General features: G+C 67.7%; 18 protein-coding genes. 14 read left to right on the top strand and 4 right to left on the bottom strand.

Annotation, left to right across the window (positions count from 1 at the left end; genetic code table 11):
* Positions 1-2 precede the first annotated feature (2 nt).
* Entirely contained in the window at positions 3-1,166 is a 1,164-nt protein-coding gene (locus ABD108_RS18345; protein ID WP_343931018.1) for a DICT sensory domain-containing protein, read from the bottom strand.
* A gap of 521 nt (positions 1,167-1,687) precedes the next feature.
* On the opposite strand from ABD108_RS18345, the gene ABD108_RS18340 reads away from it, so the two are divergent.
* Entirely contained in the window at positions 1,688-1,897 is a 210-nt protein-coding gene (locus ABD108_RS18340; RefSeq protein WP_220656817.1) for a CsbD family protein, read from the top strand.
* A gap of 107 nt (positions 1,898-2,004) precedes the next feature.
* Positions 2,005-2,787 carry a DoxX family membrane protein gene (locus ABD108_RS18335; protein ID WP_343931017.1) on the top strand — a complete coding sequence of 261 codons (783 nt, stop codon included), beginning with the start codon at positions 2,005-2,007 and terminating at the stop codon, positions 2,785-2,787.
* Positions 2,788-2,837: 50 nt separating this feature from the next.
* On the opposite strand, the gene ABD108_RS18330 is transcribed toward ABD108_RS18335, so the two are convergent.
* Complete coding sequence (locus tag ABD108_RS18330) at positions 2,838-3,611, bottom strand: S-methyl-5'-thioadenosine phosphorylase (RefSeq protein WP_343931016.1); 774 nt, start codon at positions 3,609-3,611, stop codon at positions 2,838-2,840.
* Positions 3,608-3,922 (bottom strand): hypothetical protein, encoded by a 315-nt coding sequence (locus ABD108_RS18325; RefSeq protein ID WP_220656814.1) that lies wholly within the window; start codon positions 3,920-3,922, stop codon positions 3,608-3,610. The genes ABD108_RS18330 and ABD108_RS18325 overlap by 4 nt, the downstream gene beginning before the upstream one ends.
* A 77-nt stretch (positions 3,923-3,999) precedes the next feature.
* Here ABD108_RS18325 and ABD108_RS18320 point away from each other — a divergent pair, with 77 nt between their 5' ends.
* From ABD108_RS18320 to ABD108_RS18270, 11 genes are all read left to right on the top strand, one after another.
* Positions 4,000-4,365: a PLD nuclease N-terminal domain-containing protein gene (locus ABD108_RS18320; RefSeq protein ID WP_220658489.1), complete on the top strand. Its 366-nt coding sequence runs from the start codon at positions 4,000-4,002 to the stop codon at positions 4,363-4,365.
* A 52-nt stretch (positions 4,366-4,417) separates the two neighbouring features.
* Complete coding sequence (locus ABD108_RS18315) at positions 4,418-5,524, top strand: hypothetical protein (protein WP_343931015.1); 1,107 nt, start codon at positions 4,418-4,420, stop codon at positions 5,522-5,524.
* 27 nt (positions 5,525-5,551) lie between these two features.
* On the top strand, positions 5,552-7,036 hold the full coding sequence (locus ABD108_RS18310; RefSeq protein ID WP_343931014.1) for an amino acid permease: 1,485 nt from the start codon (positions 5,552-5,554) through the stop codon (positions 7,034-7,036).
* A 350-nt stretch (positions 7,037-7,386) separates the two neighbouring features.
* Positions 7,387-8,460 carry a peptidoglycan recognition protein family protein gene (locus ABD108_RS18305; protein ID WP_343931013.1) on the top strand — a complete coding sequence of 358 codons (1,074 nt, stop codon included), beginning with the start codon at positions 7,387-7,389 and terminating at the stop codon, positions 8,458-8,460.
* Between the two features lie 168 nt (positions 8,461-8,628).
* Entirely contained in the window at positions 8,629-9,837 is a 1,209-nt protein-coding gene (locus ABD108_RS18300; RefSeq protein ID WP_220656811.1) for an MFS transporter, read from the top strand.
* A gap of 72 nt (positions 9,838-9,909) precedes the next feature.
* Positions 9,910-11,208: a beta/alpha barrel domain-containing protein gene (locus ABD108_RS18295; protein ID WP_343931012.1), complete on the top strand. Its 1,299-nt coding sequence runs from the start codon at positions 9,910-9,912 to the stop codon at positions 11,206-11,208.
* Positions 11,205-12,146: a ketopantoate reductase family protein gene (locus ABD108_RS18290; protein WP_305110296.1), complete on the top strand. Its 942-nt coding sequence runs from the start codon at positions 11,205-11,207 to the stop codon at positions 12,144-12,146. Before ABD108_RS18295 ends, ABD108_RS18290 begins: the two co-directional genes overlap by 4 nt.
* 59 nt (positions 12,147-12,205) lie before the next feature.
* On the top strand, positions 12,206-13,504 hold the full coding sequence (locus ABD108_RS18285) for an MFS transporter (protein ID WP_343931011.1): 1,299 nt from the start codon (positions 12,206-12,208) through the stop codon (positions 13,502-13,504).
* Between the two features lie 10 nt (positions 13,505-13,514).
* Positions 13,515-14,450 carry an alpha/beta fold hydrolase gene (locus ABD108_RS18280; RefSeq protein WP_305110294.1) on the top strand — a complete coding sequence of 312 codons (936 nt, stop codon included), beginning with the start codon at positions 13,515-13,517 and terminating at the stop codon, positions 14,448-14,450.
* A complete protein-coding gene (locus ABD108_RS18275; RefSeq protein ID WP_220656807.1) occupies positions 14,447-14,944 on the top strand; it encodes an ImmA/IrrE family metallo-endopeptidase in 498 nt (165 codons plus the stop codon). Before ABD108_RS18280 ends, ABD108_RS18275 begins: the two co-directional genes overlap by 4 nt.
* Positions 14,945-14,979: 35 nt before the next feature.
* Positions 14,980-16,116 (top strand): hypothetical protein, encoded by a 1,137-nt coding sequence (locus ABD108_RS18270; protein WP_305110292.1) that lies wholly within the window; start codon positions 14,980-14,982, stop codon positions 16,114-16,116.
* On the opposite strand, the gene ABD108_RS18265 is transcribed toward ABD108_RS18270, so the two are convergent.
* A complete protein-coding gene (locus tag ABD108_RS18265; RefSeq protein ID WP_255585551.1) occupies positions 16,095-16,577 on the bottom strand; it encodes a transcriptional regulator in 483 nt (160 codons plus the stop codon). The genes ABD108_RS18270 and ABD108_RS18265 overlap by 22 nt on opposite strands.
* Positions 16,578-16,868: 291 nt before the next feature.
* On the opposite strand from ABD108_RS18265, the gene ABD108_RS18260 reads away from it, so the two are divergent.
* The gene (locus ABD108_RS18260) at positions 16,869-17,873 is read left to right on the top strand and encodes a beta-ketoacyl-ACP synthase III (protein ID WP_343931010.1); all 1,005 of its coding nucleotides are present in this window, start codon (positions 16,869-16,871) and stop codon (positions 17,871-17,873) included.
* Positions 17,874-17,911: the final 38 nt, after the last annotated feature.

Genomic DNA, 17,911 nt, shown 5'->3' with positions numbered 1-17,911 from the left:
GGCTATTCGAAGCGGCTGAGGACGCTGCGCACGGCCTGGACCACGGTGAGGCGGTCGAAGGTCTGGATGAAGTCGAAGGTGCGCTCGAGGTCCGGGCCGTTGTCGTGGAGGTCCTTGGCCGCGATGAGGGCACTGAAGTGCGGCCCGAGGATCGCGACGGTCCACTCGTCGACCAGCGGGTCGCCGGGATTCAGTGGTGCCCGGTGGATGTTGCCCTCCCGGATCGGCGTGATCTCCGCGCCGTAGATCCCGGCGAACCCGATCGCCTCCGAGAGTGCCTGCCAGCGTGCCGAGGTGCGCTCGGTGAAGTGCCGCCGGTGTTGGAACGTGCCCACGGCGATCATCGATGCACCGATCGCGCCGGCCTGCGCTTCAAGGGCCTTGCTCATCTCGACGAGTACCCGCTTGGTTCCACGGCGAGCCGAGTTGTCGCGGGTGGCCAGGGCGTAGGGCGTTGTCGGCCCGCTGTCCGGCGACGCCCACACCGGGTGCGGCGGGAGCGCGACGAGCTGTTCCGCGACGAGCTCCTCCGCGGGTTGCGGGGGATACAGTGCGCCGATGCCGTAGTCCGCCCCGATCGTCTCGGCCACGGCTCGAGTCGCCTCGTCGTCGACGCCCTCGGCGATGATGACGGCGTGCGAGCGCTCGGTGTGGGCCGCCAGCGCGTGCGCGGTACTGGCGGCTTCCGCGGCGAGCGGGGTGCGCAGCAAGTCCGGGGCGGTGAGCACCAGATCAGGCTCGATCAACGCCAGGAAGGCGAGGGCGTGCTCATCGTCGCCGCCGACCTCGAGGCAGATGGTGAAGCCCTTGTCGCGGGCCGACGAGATCGCCGCCATGGTCTCGTGCGGGGAGTCGATGAACAGGCGGGACGAGACGGAGACGACGACGCGCTGCCCGGCATCCACGGGATGCGCGGCGAGCACATCGTCCAGGGCGAAGGCGTCGAGCGCGACGATGAGCGGAACGGCCCGGGCCAGCGCCGTGGCGGACGGGTCTGCTGCCGACTGCGCCTTGGCCGTATCCAGTCGATCCTTCTGCTCCAGCAGTCGCATCGCTCTGCGCGCCTCATGCGCGGACTCCAAAGCGCTCCCGGCCGTCCCGTGGAGTTGCAGTTCCACGGCGGCCAGCGCACCGTCCGACAACCGGCGCACAGGGGCGAAAGTCATTTCCACCTCGATCCCGGCCACTTCGCGGACCGGCAGCGGAAAGGCTCGCTTCACCAGCTGAGTCAATCACAGTTCACAGCGCGATGCGCCTCGCATCCCGTCTGCATCGATCGTGCCCGCGCGCGGCTCGCGACGCCAGTCGATTCGGCGAGGGTTACGAAATCGGTACGTGATAACGAGGCGATAACGAATCGAACGACGGTCCGGTGGAGGGGTTTCTGAATTCGATTGGAATACAGCTGATTCAGCGCGCATGCCGGTCATCGCAAAATCGATCCAAGGTGGATTGATCATCGCCGTGACGGGGCCCTGGAGTGCGAAGGCGACTGGCGAAGGAGCGTTCGACGCGCTTAGCGTGGAAGTGCCGGGGCGGCCAGCGCTCACCGGAGCGAATCAAGTCACCGGAGGTGTCCGAGGTGGATACCGGGCAGTTGTTCGCCGAGTGGCTGTAGGGCCGGCGCCGGTGTGCGAAGAGTCACCCGCACGTTCGTGAAAGATTCACAACAGCAGGAGGATTGAATATGTCGATCTCTGATGACGCGCAGAACAAGGCCGAGGATCTCAAGGGCCGGGCGAAGGAGGCCGCGGGCGCGGTCACCGGCGACGAGGATCTCAAGACCGAGGGCAAGGCCGACCAGGTCGAGGCCCAGATCAAGGAGAAGGTCGCCGAGGTCGCCGACGCGGTCAAGGGCGGCGTCGATGCGGTGAAGGACAAGCTCAGCGGCAAGTAAGGCTCCGCCCTCGGCGTGCCGGACGCCCCGGTGGCGATTCCTCCCACCGGGGCGCCGGCACCTGCAGGACCTCCCCATCGTCCGTACGAGAACAGAAGGAAGTCCCCATGATTCGCCGCATCGCCCGGCCCCTGCTCGGGTCGTACTTCATCTACTCGGGTGTGAACACCCTGCTCCGCCCCGCCGAGACAGCGGATTCCTCGGCCGGTGTGGTCCACAAGGCCCAGGAGGCCTTCCCCGACGCCCCGCTGCCCGCCAGCCCCACCACGTGGGCGCGCGCCCTCGGCGGCGCCCAGCTCGGTGGTGGCACCCTCCTGGCACTGGGCCGGCTGCCGCGGCTGAGCGCCCTGACGCTCGCCGGCACTCTCGCCGCCACCACCGCGACGGAGAACCGGTTCTGGGCCGAATCCGATCCGGCGGCCCGACAGGAGGCGACGGTCCACTTCCTCAAGAACCTCTCACTCATCGGCGGACTCATCATCGCCGGCTTCGATACCGAGGGGGAGCCGGGCGTCCTCTGGCGCACCAAGCGGGCCGGCCGGCATGCCGCCGATCGCGCCTCGGCCACCGTCGCCGCCCTCACGCCCGGCACCGCCGAGGCCGGTCCCGACCTCGGCGATCGCGCCGCGGAGGTGCGGGAGAAGGCGCACGACGCCGTCGCCACCCTCGCCGACGCCGCGAGCACGCGGGCGGCACGGATCTCCGCGGCGGCGTCCGAGACGTTGACCGACCTGCGCGAGCACGCTCCCGAATACGCGGATCAGGTCAAGGACGGGGCGCAGCGCCTCGTCGCCAGCGCCCAGGAGCGTGCCCCGCGGTACGTCGACCAGGTTCGCGAGGCCGCGGAGGCGGCGCAGGACGAGATCGCATCGCGGCGCAGGCGCGGCTGAAGCCTCGCCGAGCTCCGCTCACCCCTGGGGACAGGGGCGTCGTCGACCGGCTACTGCAGCGATGAGAGATCGTGATCGCCTGCCGCGCACGTGCACTCGTCCCCGGGGGAGATCGCGGCGATCGTCTCGGTGAGGACCTCGGTGAGGCGCGGCAGGTTGGCGGCGAACTGCTGCAGTACATCGTCGGCATGCACGCCTTCGCCCGCTTCGATGCCCGCGTCCAGATCGGTGACCAGGGCGATGGAGGCATAGCAGAGCTTCAGTTCGCGGGCCAGCGCCGCCTCCGGGAGTCCGGTCATGTTCACCAGCTCCCAGCCCTGTGCGGCGTACCAACGGCTCTCGGCGCGGGTGGAGAATCGCGGTCCCTCGATCACCACCATGGTGGCGCCGTCGCGATCGGCGCGCGGCGCCGCCGCGGCCCGGAGCGTCGGGCAGTACGGATCGGCGAAGCTCACGTGCACGCCGCCACCGTCGAAGTAGGTGGACGTGCGGCTCGTGGTCCGGTCCACCAACTGGTCCGGGACCACGATCGTGCCGGGGCCGAGCGCCGAGTCCAGGCTGCCGACGGCGCACGGCGCCAAGACCTTCCGCACGCCCAGGCTGTGCAGAGCCCAGAGGTTCGCGCGGTAGGGCACGGTGTGCGGCGAGAATTCGTGGTGCAGCCCGTGCCGGGGAAGGAAGGCCACCTGCCGCCCGGCCACCTCGCCCAGCGTGATCGGCGCACTGGTCGCTCCGTACGGCGTCTCGACGGTGCGCGTCTGCGTCGCGCCGTCCAGGAAGCGGTACAGGCCGGTGCCGCCGATCACGGCGATCGGCGCCGTCATGCCGCGGCCCCCGGGATCCGCTCGCGGATGGTGGCGGCCACATCGTCCGGGCGCGGGATGTCGAAGACCTGCTCGGAGGCGTCCCCCAGCGTCACGCAGAGGCGCTGGCGCCCGCGGCGCAGGAATCCGCCGGAGGTCTCGGTGACGCCGGCGCCTGCGAGGTGCCGCAGTTGGACGGCGAAGGGCGTGCCCTGCAGCTTCGCGGCCATCCCCGCGGGGCGGAACCGCAGGTGGGTATCGCTGAGTTCCAGGTGTCCACGGATCGCCGCACGGCCCAGGATCCGGGCGGCGGGCCAGCTCAGGTCACTCATGCTGCCAGGATAGGTGGAACGGAGCGGTACAGCCGAGGTAGCATCGGCTATCCGTTTGCGTGATCTTGGGGGTTGAGATGGTGTACCTGGGGCCCATCGTGCTGCTGCTGTGGGTGGCGGCGCTGATCGACGTGATCGTCGCGGACGAGTACCGCGTACGGCATCTGCCCAAGTTCGGCTGGCTCATCGTGGTCATCTTGATCCCACTCGCGGGCTCGCTCATCTGGTTCCTGCTCGGCCGCCCCGTCGGGGCCGTCACCGGTGCGCCCACCCGCGCCACCGGCTTCCCGGAGTACGAGCGCCGCGGCAGGCACATCGCGCAATATCCCGATGACGACGACGATTTCCTGCGGCAGTGCCGCGAGCGCGCAGAGGAGCAGCGCCGCAAGGCCAAGGGCCTCGACGCGCGCAACCTGGGCGACGAGCCCGAGTCGAAGGACTGATCTTGATGGGCGAATGCTTGTGCGATTCGGCATTCGCCCCCATCATGTCACTGTGACCGGCGACGAAGCGGAGGCCACGCGCCGCCGGGACGATGACGATGCTGCTGATGACGCGGCAGACGATGCAATGGAAGCCGCGGAAGAAGCCGCGGTGGAAGCGGTCATCGCACTGCTGCCACCGCTCATCCCCCTCGCACCGCTGCGGATCGTCGATCTCTTCCTGGGCGCGGTCCACGCGCTTCGCGCGAACCCCCGGGTGATGTTCGGGCTCACCGCGGTGATCGTCGCGGTGATGAGTGTGGTCTCGATCGCCACGCAGCTGCTGTTCGTGGCACGCGGCACCAGGATCGGCGATCCCCGTGCCGATGCCGACGTGGCGCAGGTGCTCTCGCTCACCGGTCTCGGTTCCGGCTGGTCCATGGCGAACTCCGCGTTCGGGACCGCCGGCACACTGCTCGTGACGGGCGTGGTGACCATCAGCGTGGCCCGCGCCGTGCTCGGCCGCAAGACCCACACGGTCACGGCCCTGCTGTCGGCGGGGCGGCGCATGCACACGCTGGTGGCGCTCGGTGTGCTCGACATCGTCCTGCTCCTGCTCCCGGTCGCGGCCGCTGTCGCCGTCGCGATCCTGGGCGCGATCGCCGTGGGGCCGGACCGCGCCGGACTCATCGCGGTGATCGCAGTGATCGGGGCGGTGCTCACGATCCTGGCGATGTGGCCCTTCATGGCCATAGCGACGTCGGTCGTGATGCTGGAGCGGCGCGGGTCGATCGGCGCGCTCAGCCGCGCGTTCGACCTGCAGCGGCCCGGGTACCGCCGCATCCTGTCGCGCCTGGTCCTCAGCTATCTGATCGCGTACGCGATCGGGATCGCCGTGTGGTTGCCGTTCTGGTACTCGGCGCGCTGGCTGGCGCCCACCGCGCTGGGGGCCGGAGACGTGCTGCCGACGGCCCTGATCGTGCTGGGCTCGGCGGCGGGGCAGGTGATGACGCTGCCCTTCCTGGCCTCGGTGAACACGCTGTTGTACGTGGACCAGCGGATCCGGAACGAGGAACTCGGACCGGAGCTCGAGCGCGCCGCGGCGGACACCTCCAGCTCCGGCGCGGTTCAGGTGTGGATGGTGGCCGACGGCGCCGAATACGGCACCCGGAATGCGTAGTAAATCTCAGTAACGCACAATGGCTCGGTGTCTACCGACCAGAACGTGAGCGCCGACCACGCACTCGGCGCCGAGGACGAGGGCTATCAGAAGTCCCTCACGCCTCGACAGTTGCAGATGATCGCGATCGGCGGTGCCATCGGCACCGGCCTGTTCCTCGGCGCGGGCGGCCGACTCAACTCCGCCGGTCCGGGACTGTTCCTGGTGTACGGAATCTGCGGCGTCTTCGTCTTCTTCATCCTGCGCGCGATGGGCGAGCTGGTGCTGCACCGGCCCTCGTCGGGCTCGTTCGTCTCCTACGCGCGGGAGTTCTACGGTGAGAAGGCCGCGTACGTCGCCGGCTGGCTGTACTTCCTGAACTGGGCCATGACCTCCATCGTCGACTCCACCGCGATCGCGCTGTACCTGCACTTCTGGGGGCCACTGCGGGTGATCCCGCAGTGGGCCTTCGCGCTCATGGCGCTGGCGGTGGTGCTCACCATGAATCTCATCTCGGTCAAGCTCTTCGGCGAGCTCGAGTTCTGGGCCGCCCTGGTGAAGGTCGTGGCGCTCACCGCCTTCCTGCTGGTCGGCACGATCTTCCTGAGCGGGCGGTTCACCATCGAGGGCCAGCGCACCGGCCTGTCGGTGATCACGGACAACGGCGGCTGGTTCCCGCACGGGGTGCTGCCCCTGGCGGTGGTCACCTCCGGCGTGGTCTTCGCGTACGCGGCGGTCGAACTCGTGGGCACCGCGGCGGGGGAGACGGAGAACCCCCGCAAGGTGATGCCCAAGGCGATCAACACCGTGATCTTCCGGATCGCCATCTTCTACTGCGGCTCGCTGCTGCTGCTCGCTCTGCTGCTGCCGTGGTCGTCGTACAAGGACGGGGAGAGCCCGTTCGTCACGTTCTTCTCCAAGCTCGGATTCAGCGAGGCCGGCTCGATCATGAACCTCGTGGTGATCACCGCCGCGCTGTCCTCGCTCAACGCGGGCCTGTACTCCACCGGCCGCATCCTGCGCTCGATGTCGGTCAACGGCAGCGCGCCGAAGTTCACCTCCCGCATGTCCGGCAACGGCGTGCCCTACGGCGGCATCCTGCTCACCTGCGTGTTCACGTTGGGCGGCGTGCTGCTCAACGCCTTCAACCCCGGGCAGGCCTTCGAGATCGTGCTCAACATCTCGGCGCTGGGCATTCTCGGTGCCTGGGCCACGATCGTGCTGTGCCAGCTGAAGCTGTACCACGAATCGCAGGCGGGCCGGATCGAGCGGCCGGCGTACCGGCTGTTCGGCGCCCCGTACACCGGCTACATCACCCTGGCCTTCCTCGTGCTCGTCCTGGTGCTCATGGCCTTCGACACCCCGATCGGCACCTGGACCGTCGCCAGCCTGTTGGTGCTGATCCCGATGCTGATCGGCGGCTGGTTCCTCGCGCGTGGCCGCGTCGCCGAGGCCGCCGCCGCGCGTGACGGGTACACCGGCACCTTCCCGGTGGTCGCGGAGCGGCCGAGTCCCCGCGACAAGAGGCGGTAGGCAGGGCCCGTGAGGGCCCTTTCTGCACACTATGTTGTTGATCACACAATCGGTCGTTGCGGCATCGCCGCACTCGGGCAGGTTTGGGAGCTGACGAACCGGTTGATCAGCCTGGGCCACTGATGGTTTCGAACCAGATCTGAATGTGTGGCGCGACGATGCGTTGTGTGTGCGCCCTCGGTGCGGCGGGAGTGTTCATGAAGCCGGCGGTGACGGGTGTGGGAGAGCTCCCGCAAACTGGGGTTCATGCGCGCGGCGTCGTGCACGAAACCTGCTCGGGCAGTGGTTCGTCAGACGTTTCGGCGTGCCTTCCGGTGAGCGGTGCGATCACGAAATGGAGGCGTGGCAGTATGCGGATTTCCCGGCGTTCGGTGATGATGGCGGGCGCCACGGCCGTGGCGGCCACGGTTGGATCGGGGCGCAGGGCCGCGGCGGCACCCACACCGACCGCCGGTGGAGCCGGATACGTCTCGGTCGACCTCACCGGAACACGAGGGCAGCGGGTCGCGATCAGGGTCGCGCTTCCCGGCGGGCGCACCGTCGAGATCGCCGTCCGCCGAACGACGCACGGTCGCGACGACCGGCCATTGCCGAACACCTCCGAGCTGATCGCCCTCCCGGCGGACACACTCGACCTGGAGGTGATCACCGACGCGGGTATCGCCCTCACGCCGACCCGCTACCGGATCGCGACCGCACCGAACTTCCAGTCGCCCGTGGCCACCCACTACGGATGGGGATTTCCCGTGGTCACACGGGCTGGTTGGGGAGCCGATCCCGGCCTCCAGACCTGGGGAACCCCCGATTACACACCGGCCCAGGTGATCACCGTGCACCACACGGCGCAACCGCGGGGCGACGAGTACCTCGACTATCGCGATGCGGTCCGATCGATCTACCGGTTCCACGCGTCCCCGGCATCCGACGGCGGACGAGGGTGGGGTGACATCGGCTACCACCTCGTGATCGACCCCAACGGCGTGATCTACGCCGGCCGCGACACCGGCACCGACGCGCCCGTCTTCGCGCCCGGCACCTCGACGCTGCGACCGGGTACGCCAGTCGTCACCGCCGGGCACGTGTATCAGGCCAACAGCGGCAACATCGGAATCTGTGTGATCGGTGATTTCACCGGCTCACAGCCCACCCCGGCGGCCCGGGCATCGCTCGTCCAGGTGCTCGCGGCTCTGTGCCGCCCGTTGGGGATGAACCCGCAGGCCGCGGTCCGGTACGCGAATCCCAACAACGCCGTGCGCGCCACGCAATGGTCGATCAGCGGACACCGCGACTGGTCGAAGATCGCCGGCCCTACGGAATGTCCGGGTGACGAGTTGTGGGCTCTGCTCCCGGCACTGCGCAGTGCGACCGAGTTCCGTGTTTCCGATGACGCTGAGGTGCCTCGGAGGCCCGTCCCTCGGCCGTGACCGGTCTCCGTGTGCGCCGGAGCCGATCGCGGGCTTCGCGTCCTCCGAGCGCACAGATTCGGCGGTGGAGCGTCACCGGACACTAATTGTTTACTTTCAGGCAGTATGAAAAGCAGGGTTCGGTTCAGCGGGGGCGCAGGCAATCGGTTCGAGGGGGCGTGATCTGTGATGTCAGTCGGGATCGTCGACAAGGAAGCCGCCGCGGCTACCACTCCGCGGCGGTGGACCACCGTCATGCTGCTCGTGGCGGTCACGGCGCCGCAACTCGGCCTCAGCCTGCTCAACCCGTCGATCCCGCAGATGGCCATCGATCTGCACACCACGGTCGCGGCCGTGCAGCTCACCCTGTCCGGGTACATGGCCGGATACGCGGTCTCGATGTTCGCCGCCGGCATCCTGGCCGACCGCTTCGACGCTCGCGCCCTCCAGGCGCTGGGGCTGCTGCTGTTCGCCGCAGGAGGCGTGGCGGCCGCTGTGGCACCGAACGTCGGCGTGCTCGCCGCCGCGCGGTTCGTCCAGGCGCTGGGCGGAACCTCCGCGACAGTGCTGTGTCGCTTGGTGATTCAGCGCAGGTACCCGGCCGACGCCAGGATGCAGCTGCTCACCTCGCTGTCGATCGTGATCGCCGCGACCCCGGCGCTCTCGCCCTTCCTCGGGTCCGCGCTGGTGCAGGTGCTGGCATGGCGCGCACTGTTCATGGGACTCGCGGCGCTCGGGGTGATTCTCGCCGCCGCCTTCCTGTTGCTCGTCCCCGCGTCCCCACCCGCGTCCCCGGTGTCGCCGACGCCGCGGGCGATCGGTCGTGGTATCGGCGAAGCGCTGGGCCGGAAAGGGTTCCACCGAAACGCCGTAGTGATCTCGCTGGCGTGGATGGGGTACTTCCTGTTCATTGAACAATCCGCGTTCGTACTCCAGGAACTGCACGGCGCCTCGGAATTGCAGTACGGACTCCTGCTGATCGTCCCCGCAGTCGGCTACATCGCCGGCAGCGTGTTGATCCGGCGTGCCTCGTCGACGGTGCGGGCCGTGCGCATCGGCGCGGTTGGGTCGGTACTCGGTGCCGCCGCCCTGGTGATCCTCGCGGCGATCGGCGTGCACAACCCCGCCGCCGTCGTCCTGCCACTCGCTGTCGGATTCCTCGGCGTCGGGGCTGCGATTCCGTTCTCCCAGGGCGGGCTGCTGGAACTGGACCTCAAGGCCCAAGGTGTGGGGGCTGGGTTGTTCTTCTTCGTGCAGATGGCCTCCGGTGCGGTGTACTCGGTGGTCGTCGAGGCGCTGCACCTGCGCAGTTCGCTCTCCGTGTCCGTCGCCATCGCACTCCCGCTGATCGTCTTGGCGATCACGGTGGCCGTGACCACGCGTCGCACGGTGGTGTGACGACGATCTCACTTCGCACGAGTTGCCGCTCCGGTCCCCCGGGTGTTCACTGAGGTGGGAGGGTTCACAATCATGAACGGAGTGGTGATGTCTGCATTGTCTTTTCCCACAGGGCATCAGGCCCGATACGAGGACTTCGAAATCAAGGCGATCTCGGACGAGACCATCCGGGAAGGCGGCGAACGCGCGCCGTTCGGCGCGGGTGACGACCGCAAACTTCGACTCATCGAGGCGATCACCGCGGCGGGGGTCACGGACATCGACGTGGGCTCCGGTCTAGAGGAGGCGAGATTCGTTCGGAGCGTTCTCGACTCGCAGCATCTGATGGGAAGGATCCCCGCGTCGGCGCAGTTCTCGTTCAATCTCACGCTCAAGACCTGGGAGCCGCTGATCGCGACGCTGGAGCGGGACCTGCCGCTGGAGTATCGCGATCGCATCTATGTCAGTCTCGGCATGATCGAGATCGACAGTCAGCAACATCTGTTCGAGCGGGTCGTGGATCGCCTCCGCGGCATCGGAATCCGCCGTTTCCGCTCGAGTCTGCTCAATGCGTTCTCGACCACTGTCGACGAGCATGAGTACCAGCATCTGATGGCGCAGATCGACCGGTGCCGAGCCCAGGGGATCGAGCTGATCCGGATCAATGACTCGGTAGGGACGCTCGTCCCGGACACCACGGCGATTCTCGCCGCCAACCTGGTACGCGACAACCCAGATATCACTTTCTATCTGCACGGGCACAACGACTTCGGCATCGGGACCGCCAATTCTCTGACGTCCGTCTTCCACGGCTTCCAGATGGTCGAGGGCGGGGTCGCCGGCGTGGGCAACCGGGCTGGGCTGCCGGAGATCGAGAGCATTGCCGCGATCTTCCAGCGGAACTCGATCACGGTCGCCGATGGCGAGCTCGATCTCGACGGACTCGCGCATGCTGCGAGACTCGCAGAGCACACGTATCTCGCCGCCCCTGACCCGTACCGCGCGGTCAGCGGATTCCTCGTACAGAACGAGAACGCCGGAATCGTGAATGTTCCTGACTATCTGGGAGTCTCGCGCGATGTCGACTACTTCCTCAACAAGATCGGTCTGTTTCCGACGTACATCAAGCAGATCCTCATCGAGAGCGGTATGAATGAGCTGACGGCGTCGGACCCGGCGCTCGTCGACGCCGTCTATCAGCGGCTCTCCGCCCGGATGGACGCCCTGTACGACCGGAAGCGCGACGAATACGACGAACTGGCCGCGAGGATTCGCGGTCTGTACGACGACATGATCCGCCTGGAGGACGTTCCGCTGGCGGCCCTGGACGTGCTGGCGACGCGAGGACAGCAGATCACGGGGGTCTCCGCCGCGGAGCGGGTACCGGCGTGAACATCGTTGTCGTCGGTGCGGGGGCGATGGGCCTCTATTGCGCCGGCGCCCTGGCCGGGGTGAGCTGCAATACGGTGTACCTGCTCGCTCGTGGCGAGGCGGTGTCCGGCTTCGCTGCGGGTGAGCCGATCACGATCGACTACGGCGACCGTCAGGTCCGGCGTCATGATGTGGCGGTGATCGACTCCTTCGACGATGTCGCGGTTCCGGTGGATGCGGTCATCGTGGCCGTGAAGTCGTGGCAAGTACGAGAGGTGGCAGGATCGCTCGCGCCGCTCATCGGACCGCAGACTCTCGTGCTCACCCTGCAGAACGGGGTGGACGCGCCGCTGGAGATCGCGGAGTCGCTGGGGGCGGAGCACGCCGTCGCCGCGACCTGCGTGGTGATCGCGCAACGAACCGAATCGCTCACGGTCCACTGTCTCGGCGCGGACGCGGTGATCGAGCTCGGTCCGGTCGATCGGGTCGACCGACCGACCCGAGAGTTGACTCGGCTCGCTACGACCTTGCAGCAGGCGGGGATGACCGTCACGGTCAATGTGGACATGCCGAGGGCGCTGTGGCGAAAGTTGATGCTGGTGGCCTCGTACGGAGGCGTCGGAGCACTGACGGGACGTTCGACGGGGGAAACGGCGGCGGACCCGGAAAGTCGCGGCCTCGTCGAATCGGCGATGCACGAGGTGGCGGCGGTCGCACGGGCGCAGGGAATCGAGATCACCGATGGCGATGTCGCCGCCTGTATGGCGGTCTACCTCGGCTTCGAGCCCGCGACCACGTCGTCGATGCAGCGAGACCTCCGCGCGGGCCGGAGATCGGAGCTGTTCGAGCAGAACGGCGCGGTGGTGGCGTACGCCGAGCGTCTCGGGGTCGATGTGCCGGTACATCACACCGTGCTATCCGCAATGGCTCCTGGCGAACGATCGGCCCGCGCGGGATGAGTGCGACCATCACGCAGGCGGCACGAGTCGGTGCGCCGCCTCTGGGATGGATCGGCGTGGTGGCGGTGAGCCTCGGCAACTTCATGGTGGCCTTCGACGCCTCCGGTGTGAACGTTGCGCTGCCGGAGATCGCGGCGGACCTGGGAGCAGGCACCGTGGCTCGCCAGTGGGTGCTCGACGGCTACACCGTGCCGCTCTGCGCCGTCCTGTTGATCGCCGGGGTGCTCGGCGACCGAATCGGGAGCACCCGGGTGTTCCGCCGGGCGACGCTCACCTTCGTCGTGTTCTCGGTGCTGTGCGCGGTCGCGCCGAGCATCGGCGTTCTCATTGCGATGCGGATCGGACAGGGCGCCGCTGCCGGGTTCATGCTCCCCATGACATTGTCTGTCATCAGCCGTCGAATTCCGCAGCTGGACAGACGCACTCGATCAATCGGGGTGTGGGGCGTGGTCGGCGGGATCGCCATCGCCGCCTCGCCGATCCTCGCCGCGGTCCTCGTCTCTCAGCTCGGATGGTGGGCAGTGTTCCTCTGCAATGTGCCGCTGTCCGCGATGGCACTCGCGTTGCTGCCCTCCGTCCGGGACGGCGAGCCGGGCGGGCGCGACATCGACTGGCGCGGCCAGGCGCTCCTGGCGCTCGGCCTCTCGGCCGTAGCCGCCGGATTGATCGAACTCTGCCGTGGCGCGGTCGAGGTGGCCGTCTCATGTGCGGTCGCGCTCGTCGTGGTCGCCATCGCACTCGTCCGGCACCTCCGTGTCGCATCCGAGCCCTTGGTGCCGCCTGTGGTGTTCAACCGCGCATTCACTCCGGCCGTGTTCTCCGGCACCTGTTACCAATTCGCTGCCTACGGTTCGCTGGTCGTGCTTCCGGTGTACTTCCAGGTGGTCCGGCACGTCGATGTGGCGGACGCTGGGCTGTTGATGGTGCCGTGTTGCGTTGGATGGCTGGTCGGTAACGTGGTCGCGCTCGTCGCACCACGCGATCGGCATAGGATCTTGCTGCTGACCGCACCCGCGATCGGCGCCGGCGCCGCCCTTGCGATCGCCCTCCTCGTGGACTCCTCCCTGCCCGCTGCGCTCGCCGCAACCGCGGTTCTGGGCGTGGCGGCCGGGGTGTTGGCCTCCACGCTCAGTAGTGCTGCGATGACCCTCGCGACTCCAGGCACTTCGGGCATCAGTGCCGGGACGTTCAACGTCGGGCGGCAACTCGGCATGGTGATCGCGGTCGCCGTGCTGGGCTCGGCGACTGTCATCGCATCACCCGTGCTCGCGTTCTCGGTCATCGCGGTGGTGTTCGTCGTCATGGGGACCACGGTCCGGCTCGCGCTCAGGTCGCAAGGTGCCCGAACTACCCCGTAGCGTGGTGCAGGTGAATCCACCCGCACTGTGGCGCGAGCGTGTTTCGACGTCGATCGCGACCTTCGACGTCGCGTCCTACGGTGTCACCGGCCCGACGGTCTTCCTGATCCACGGATGGCCCGATCATCCGGGATCCTGGGCGTCGATCGCGGCCCGCCTGGCCGACGACGGGTACCGCGTCGTGGTGCCCGCCTGGCCGGGAGTGGACTCATCGGTGGCGACGGGTCTGTCCGACGAGGTGGTGGCGACCCTGCCCGCGCTGGTGACCGGACTCCGCGAATTGGTCGAGATCTTCGCCCCGGATCAACCCGTGCACCTTATCGGGCACGACTGGGGAGCCATGGCTGCTGGCAATCTCGCCGCGTCGTGGCGCGGGGGACGGATTTCCACAACCACGTTGCTCGGAGCGGGATGGTCGCCACGGTCCGATGCACCCCAGCTTCCGCCCCCGGATCACCTGCATCGATTCTGGTACCACTGGCTGCTGAACACGCCCATGGGAGCGCGCTACCTCGAGTCCGATCGGAGCGGCCTCGTCGAACTCCTCTGGCACCAGTGGTCGCCGAACTGGGCATTCACTTCCGACGATCTCGACGCCACCATCGGGTCCTTCGGTGCCTCCTGGGGGGCCGTCACAGCCGGCTACTACGGGCACCGCTGGTGGTGGGGCGGTGAGGACATTCCCGCCTCCTTGGATGCCGTGTCGGAAGCCATCGAGGGTTCCTCCCGGATCGATTGCCACACAATGGTAATCCACGGCGGAGCTGACGGGTGCGTCGCGCCGCAGGCCTCTGAGGGCACAGCTGATCACGTCGCTGGAGACTATCGCCGGGTCGTGCTCGACAACGTCGGCCACTTCCCGCATCGCGAGGCGCCGGATGCCGTCTTCTCGCTGCTGGCGAGCTGGCTGCGGGAGCACTCGGATGATCGGCCCCCGGTGCGATGAGCGCGTGGGCGCCGCAGTTGCGGTGGGGCCAGCGCCGCGCGGTCGAGCGGGCTGCGGCCGAACTCGTCGCGGGGCTCGACTTCACCGGGACCGGCCCGACACTCGGAGACATGATCGAACTGCTCACCGCCCGTACGGGCAGGCAGATCAGGCTGATGCCTGCGGACTTCGGTGCCAGCGCTGTCTTCGGCATGGTCGTCAGGCTCGGCCAGGGCGATGTGGTGATGTTCGATCGAGCCACACCGGGCACACATCAACTGTTCACCGTCTTCCACGAACTCGGCCATGTGATTCTGGATCACCGTCTCGCGGGCCCGGATGAGATCGCCGAAGGGGCGACCTGCACCGCGTCGACCGGTGATGAACGTGCCGCGGAGTACTTCGCCGCACGACTGTCACATCTCCTGCGGGTGCGCTCGGTCCGCACCACCGATCCGGGAACGGCAGCCGACCGCATCACCGATACCCTCGCCGGGGGCCGCGTGTGGAAGTGACTCGCGCGGAGTACCTCTGGGGCTACCAGCTCGCAGTGGTCGCCTTCGGAATCATCGCTCTGTCAGCGCTAGCGGGGATCCGCACCGAGCGTCGCCGCGGGGGCGTCCGGCTCCTGCTGCCCTTGGCGACGATCGCGGTGGGGATGCTCTTCTACCAGTTCACGGCCTCGATCTTCATGCCGCAACTCAAGTCCACCTTCGGTATCCAGCATCTGGTGGCGCTGCTGACCCATGTCTCCGGGGTGCTCTGGAACTGCCTCACGCTGCTGCTGGTGGTCTACTGGCTCTGGGGCCGGGTGCCGCGCCGGACAGTGCTGGCGGTTGCCGCGTTCGGCGCGCTCGCCATCGGAACGTTGGTGACATGCTTCGTGGTGCTGTATCCCGGTCCGTCGGAGGCCAATTACATCGTCGCCGTCGAGCCCACGGTGCCGGGCCGGATCTACATCGTCGCCTACGCCGGATCGATGCTGGCGACCAAGGTAGCGGTGCTGGCGGTCTGCGTCCCGCAGATCGGCCGAATCGACTCGCGCGGAGCGCGATCCGGCCTGATTCTGGTCTGCATGGGCTCCGCCATGATCGCCTTCTTCGCGATCTGCCGACTGGGATCGCCGTACTGGCATGCGTGGCTTCCGGCCGGCTCGCCCGTCGGGGGCGCCGTGGAAACTGTGGCCTTCTACGCCCACGTGATCGGTGCCCTGGTCTATGCAACGGGATTCGGGTTCGTCGAAGTGGGGTTGTTCGGCGACCGGATTACCCGGCATTATGCGGACGTGCGCGACTACCTGCGACTGCGCCCGCTGGTCGCCGCCGTGAGTGAGACGGAGACTGCCGTCAGCGGCGGCTTCGCCTCCCCTCGATGGACGGAATACCTCTCGCCCGCTGCGATGTCGGCGTATCTCACGGCCGCGGTCGTCGCGATCTTCGACGCGGCGGCGCCGCTGGGGCGCGGGCCCGGCGACGCCTCGATCGATCTGCACGACGATCCGTCGGTCATAGGGCTCGATACCCCGTTGCTGCACTTCCGAAAGCTCCGAACCGCCGATCTCGAGTCTGTCTTCCGATCAGCGGACGCATTCCGCGCTGCCGTCGCCCGTGGCGAGGGCTCGGCGAGCGCGTGTGCCCGGGTCCTTGGCGCACTGGCGGAGCAGGGTCAGCGTTCGGCCGTGGGGTAGTCGTCGTCGGCGGCGGCCAGCCCCTCCTGCTCGCGGAGATCGTCGATCAGCCGTGTCAACTCGCGCATCGACTGCTCTGACAGACCACCGGCGCGCAGTCCGATCTGCGCGCCGGCAGCTGTCAACGATCGTGTGAGTTCTGCATGTGCGGAATCGGTTTCGTCGCCGTCACCGAGAAAGTAGCTGGCGGGAACGTCGAAGTATCGAGCGAATGCGCGGATCAGCTCCAGGCGCGGGTCGGTCACGACGCCGCTGCGGAGTTCGGAGAGATACCCCTTGCTGATGCGGGTGCCGGTCACGCGCTCGAAATCGGAGAGGAACTCGCTCAGCGACTGACGGCGGCCGGTCGCCTCCTCGCGATTGTCGAAGAGCTCGTTCAGGGATTCGGTGAAGGTTCGTTTCATCTCTTGTGCCGTTGCGTCGGGTGTCACTTGCAGTCGCCAGTCCTTGCTTCCCCCCACGCGGTCCAGCTCGCTGGGGCCGATGCTACCCGCGTCGCGGGCAGCGCATCGGTCCCGAGGAAGCCGGGACATGGTGATCGTTCGCTGTTGTGAACGGTCATTGAACAGTAAACATCCTGGTGGCCCTGCGGTCAACCCGGGTATGGGTGTGCTGAATCACAGTCGGTCGCGCTTGACGGGTCGCGCTGCGAGGGCGTCTACTCGGTCGTGTTCACAATTGTGGACACTGCCGGTTGGGGGGACGGCTCGGGCGCAGGTCCGGGACGCCCGACCGAGGAAGGGGTTTCGATCGTGTTCGCTGCCCGAATAAGCGGATTGGGTACCTATCGTCCCGAACGTATCGTCGACAACGAGTCGATCTGCACGTCCATCGACTCCGATCCGGACTGGATCACGAGCCGGACCGGCATCATCACTCGTCGCCGGGCCGAACCCGGCGAAGCGACCTCCGATGTCGCCCTTCGCGCGGCCGTCGGAGCGCTCGAATCCGCGGGGACCCGCGATGTCGACATGCTCATTCTCGCCACCGCGACACCGGACTTCATCTCCCCGCCGACGGCGCCCATCGTGGCCGAGGCGCTGGGCCTGGGGGCCATTCCGGCCTTCGACATCAGCGCCGCCTGTACGGGATTCCTTTACGGGCTCCAGGTTGCGGCGAGCATCGTCCGCTCGGGTGGTGCGCGTAGGGTTCTGCTGGTCTGCGCTGAGACCGCGAGTCGTTTCACCGATCCGACCGATCGGAATACGGCCGCTATCTTCGCCGATGGAGCGGGTGCCGTGGTGATCGAGTCCGCGGACGACCTCGAGAGTGACGGTGTTCTCGGTGATGTAGTGCTCGGCGCGGACGGCCTGCATCACGATCTCGTGATGATGCCCGGATACGGCGGCCGCGATCGGGCGTCCGAGTCTCTCGGGTCCACCACGCCGTTCATCACTATGGACGGCAAGCCGCTGTTCGTTCAGGCAGTGGAACGAATGTCCGAAGCCGTTCGGGAATCACTGGACCGCAACGGTATCAGTGTCGACGACGTCGCGATCTTCGTTCCGCATCAGGCCAACGGGCGAATCATCGACGCTGTCGCCGACGAGTTGGAGCTCGGGCCCGACCGGGTGATCGTCGACATCGATCAGGCGGGCAACACCATTGCCGCATCCATCCCTCTCGCGCTCGGCCGTGCATTGGCTGACGGACGTCTGCATCGCGGTGATCGCGTCATGCTGGCGGCATTCGGTGCGGGAGCGTCTTGGGGCGCAACGACGTTCACCTGGCCCGCCCTCTCCACCACGGCCACATAGCGCGGCCCCGCCGTTCTCAGCCGATAACCAGATCACGC

The organism is Tsukamurella strandjordii, assembly GCF_039525985.1.
GTDB lineage: Bacteria > Actinomycetota > Actinomycetes > Mycobacteriales > Mycobacteriaceae > Tsukamurella > Tsukamurella strandjordii.
This window is presented reverse-complemented; position numbering and strand designations above follow the sequence as displayed.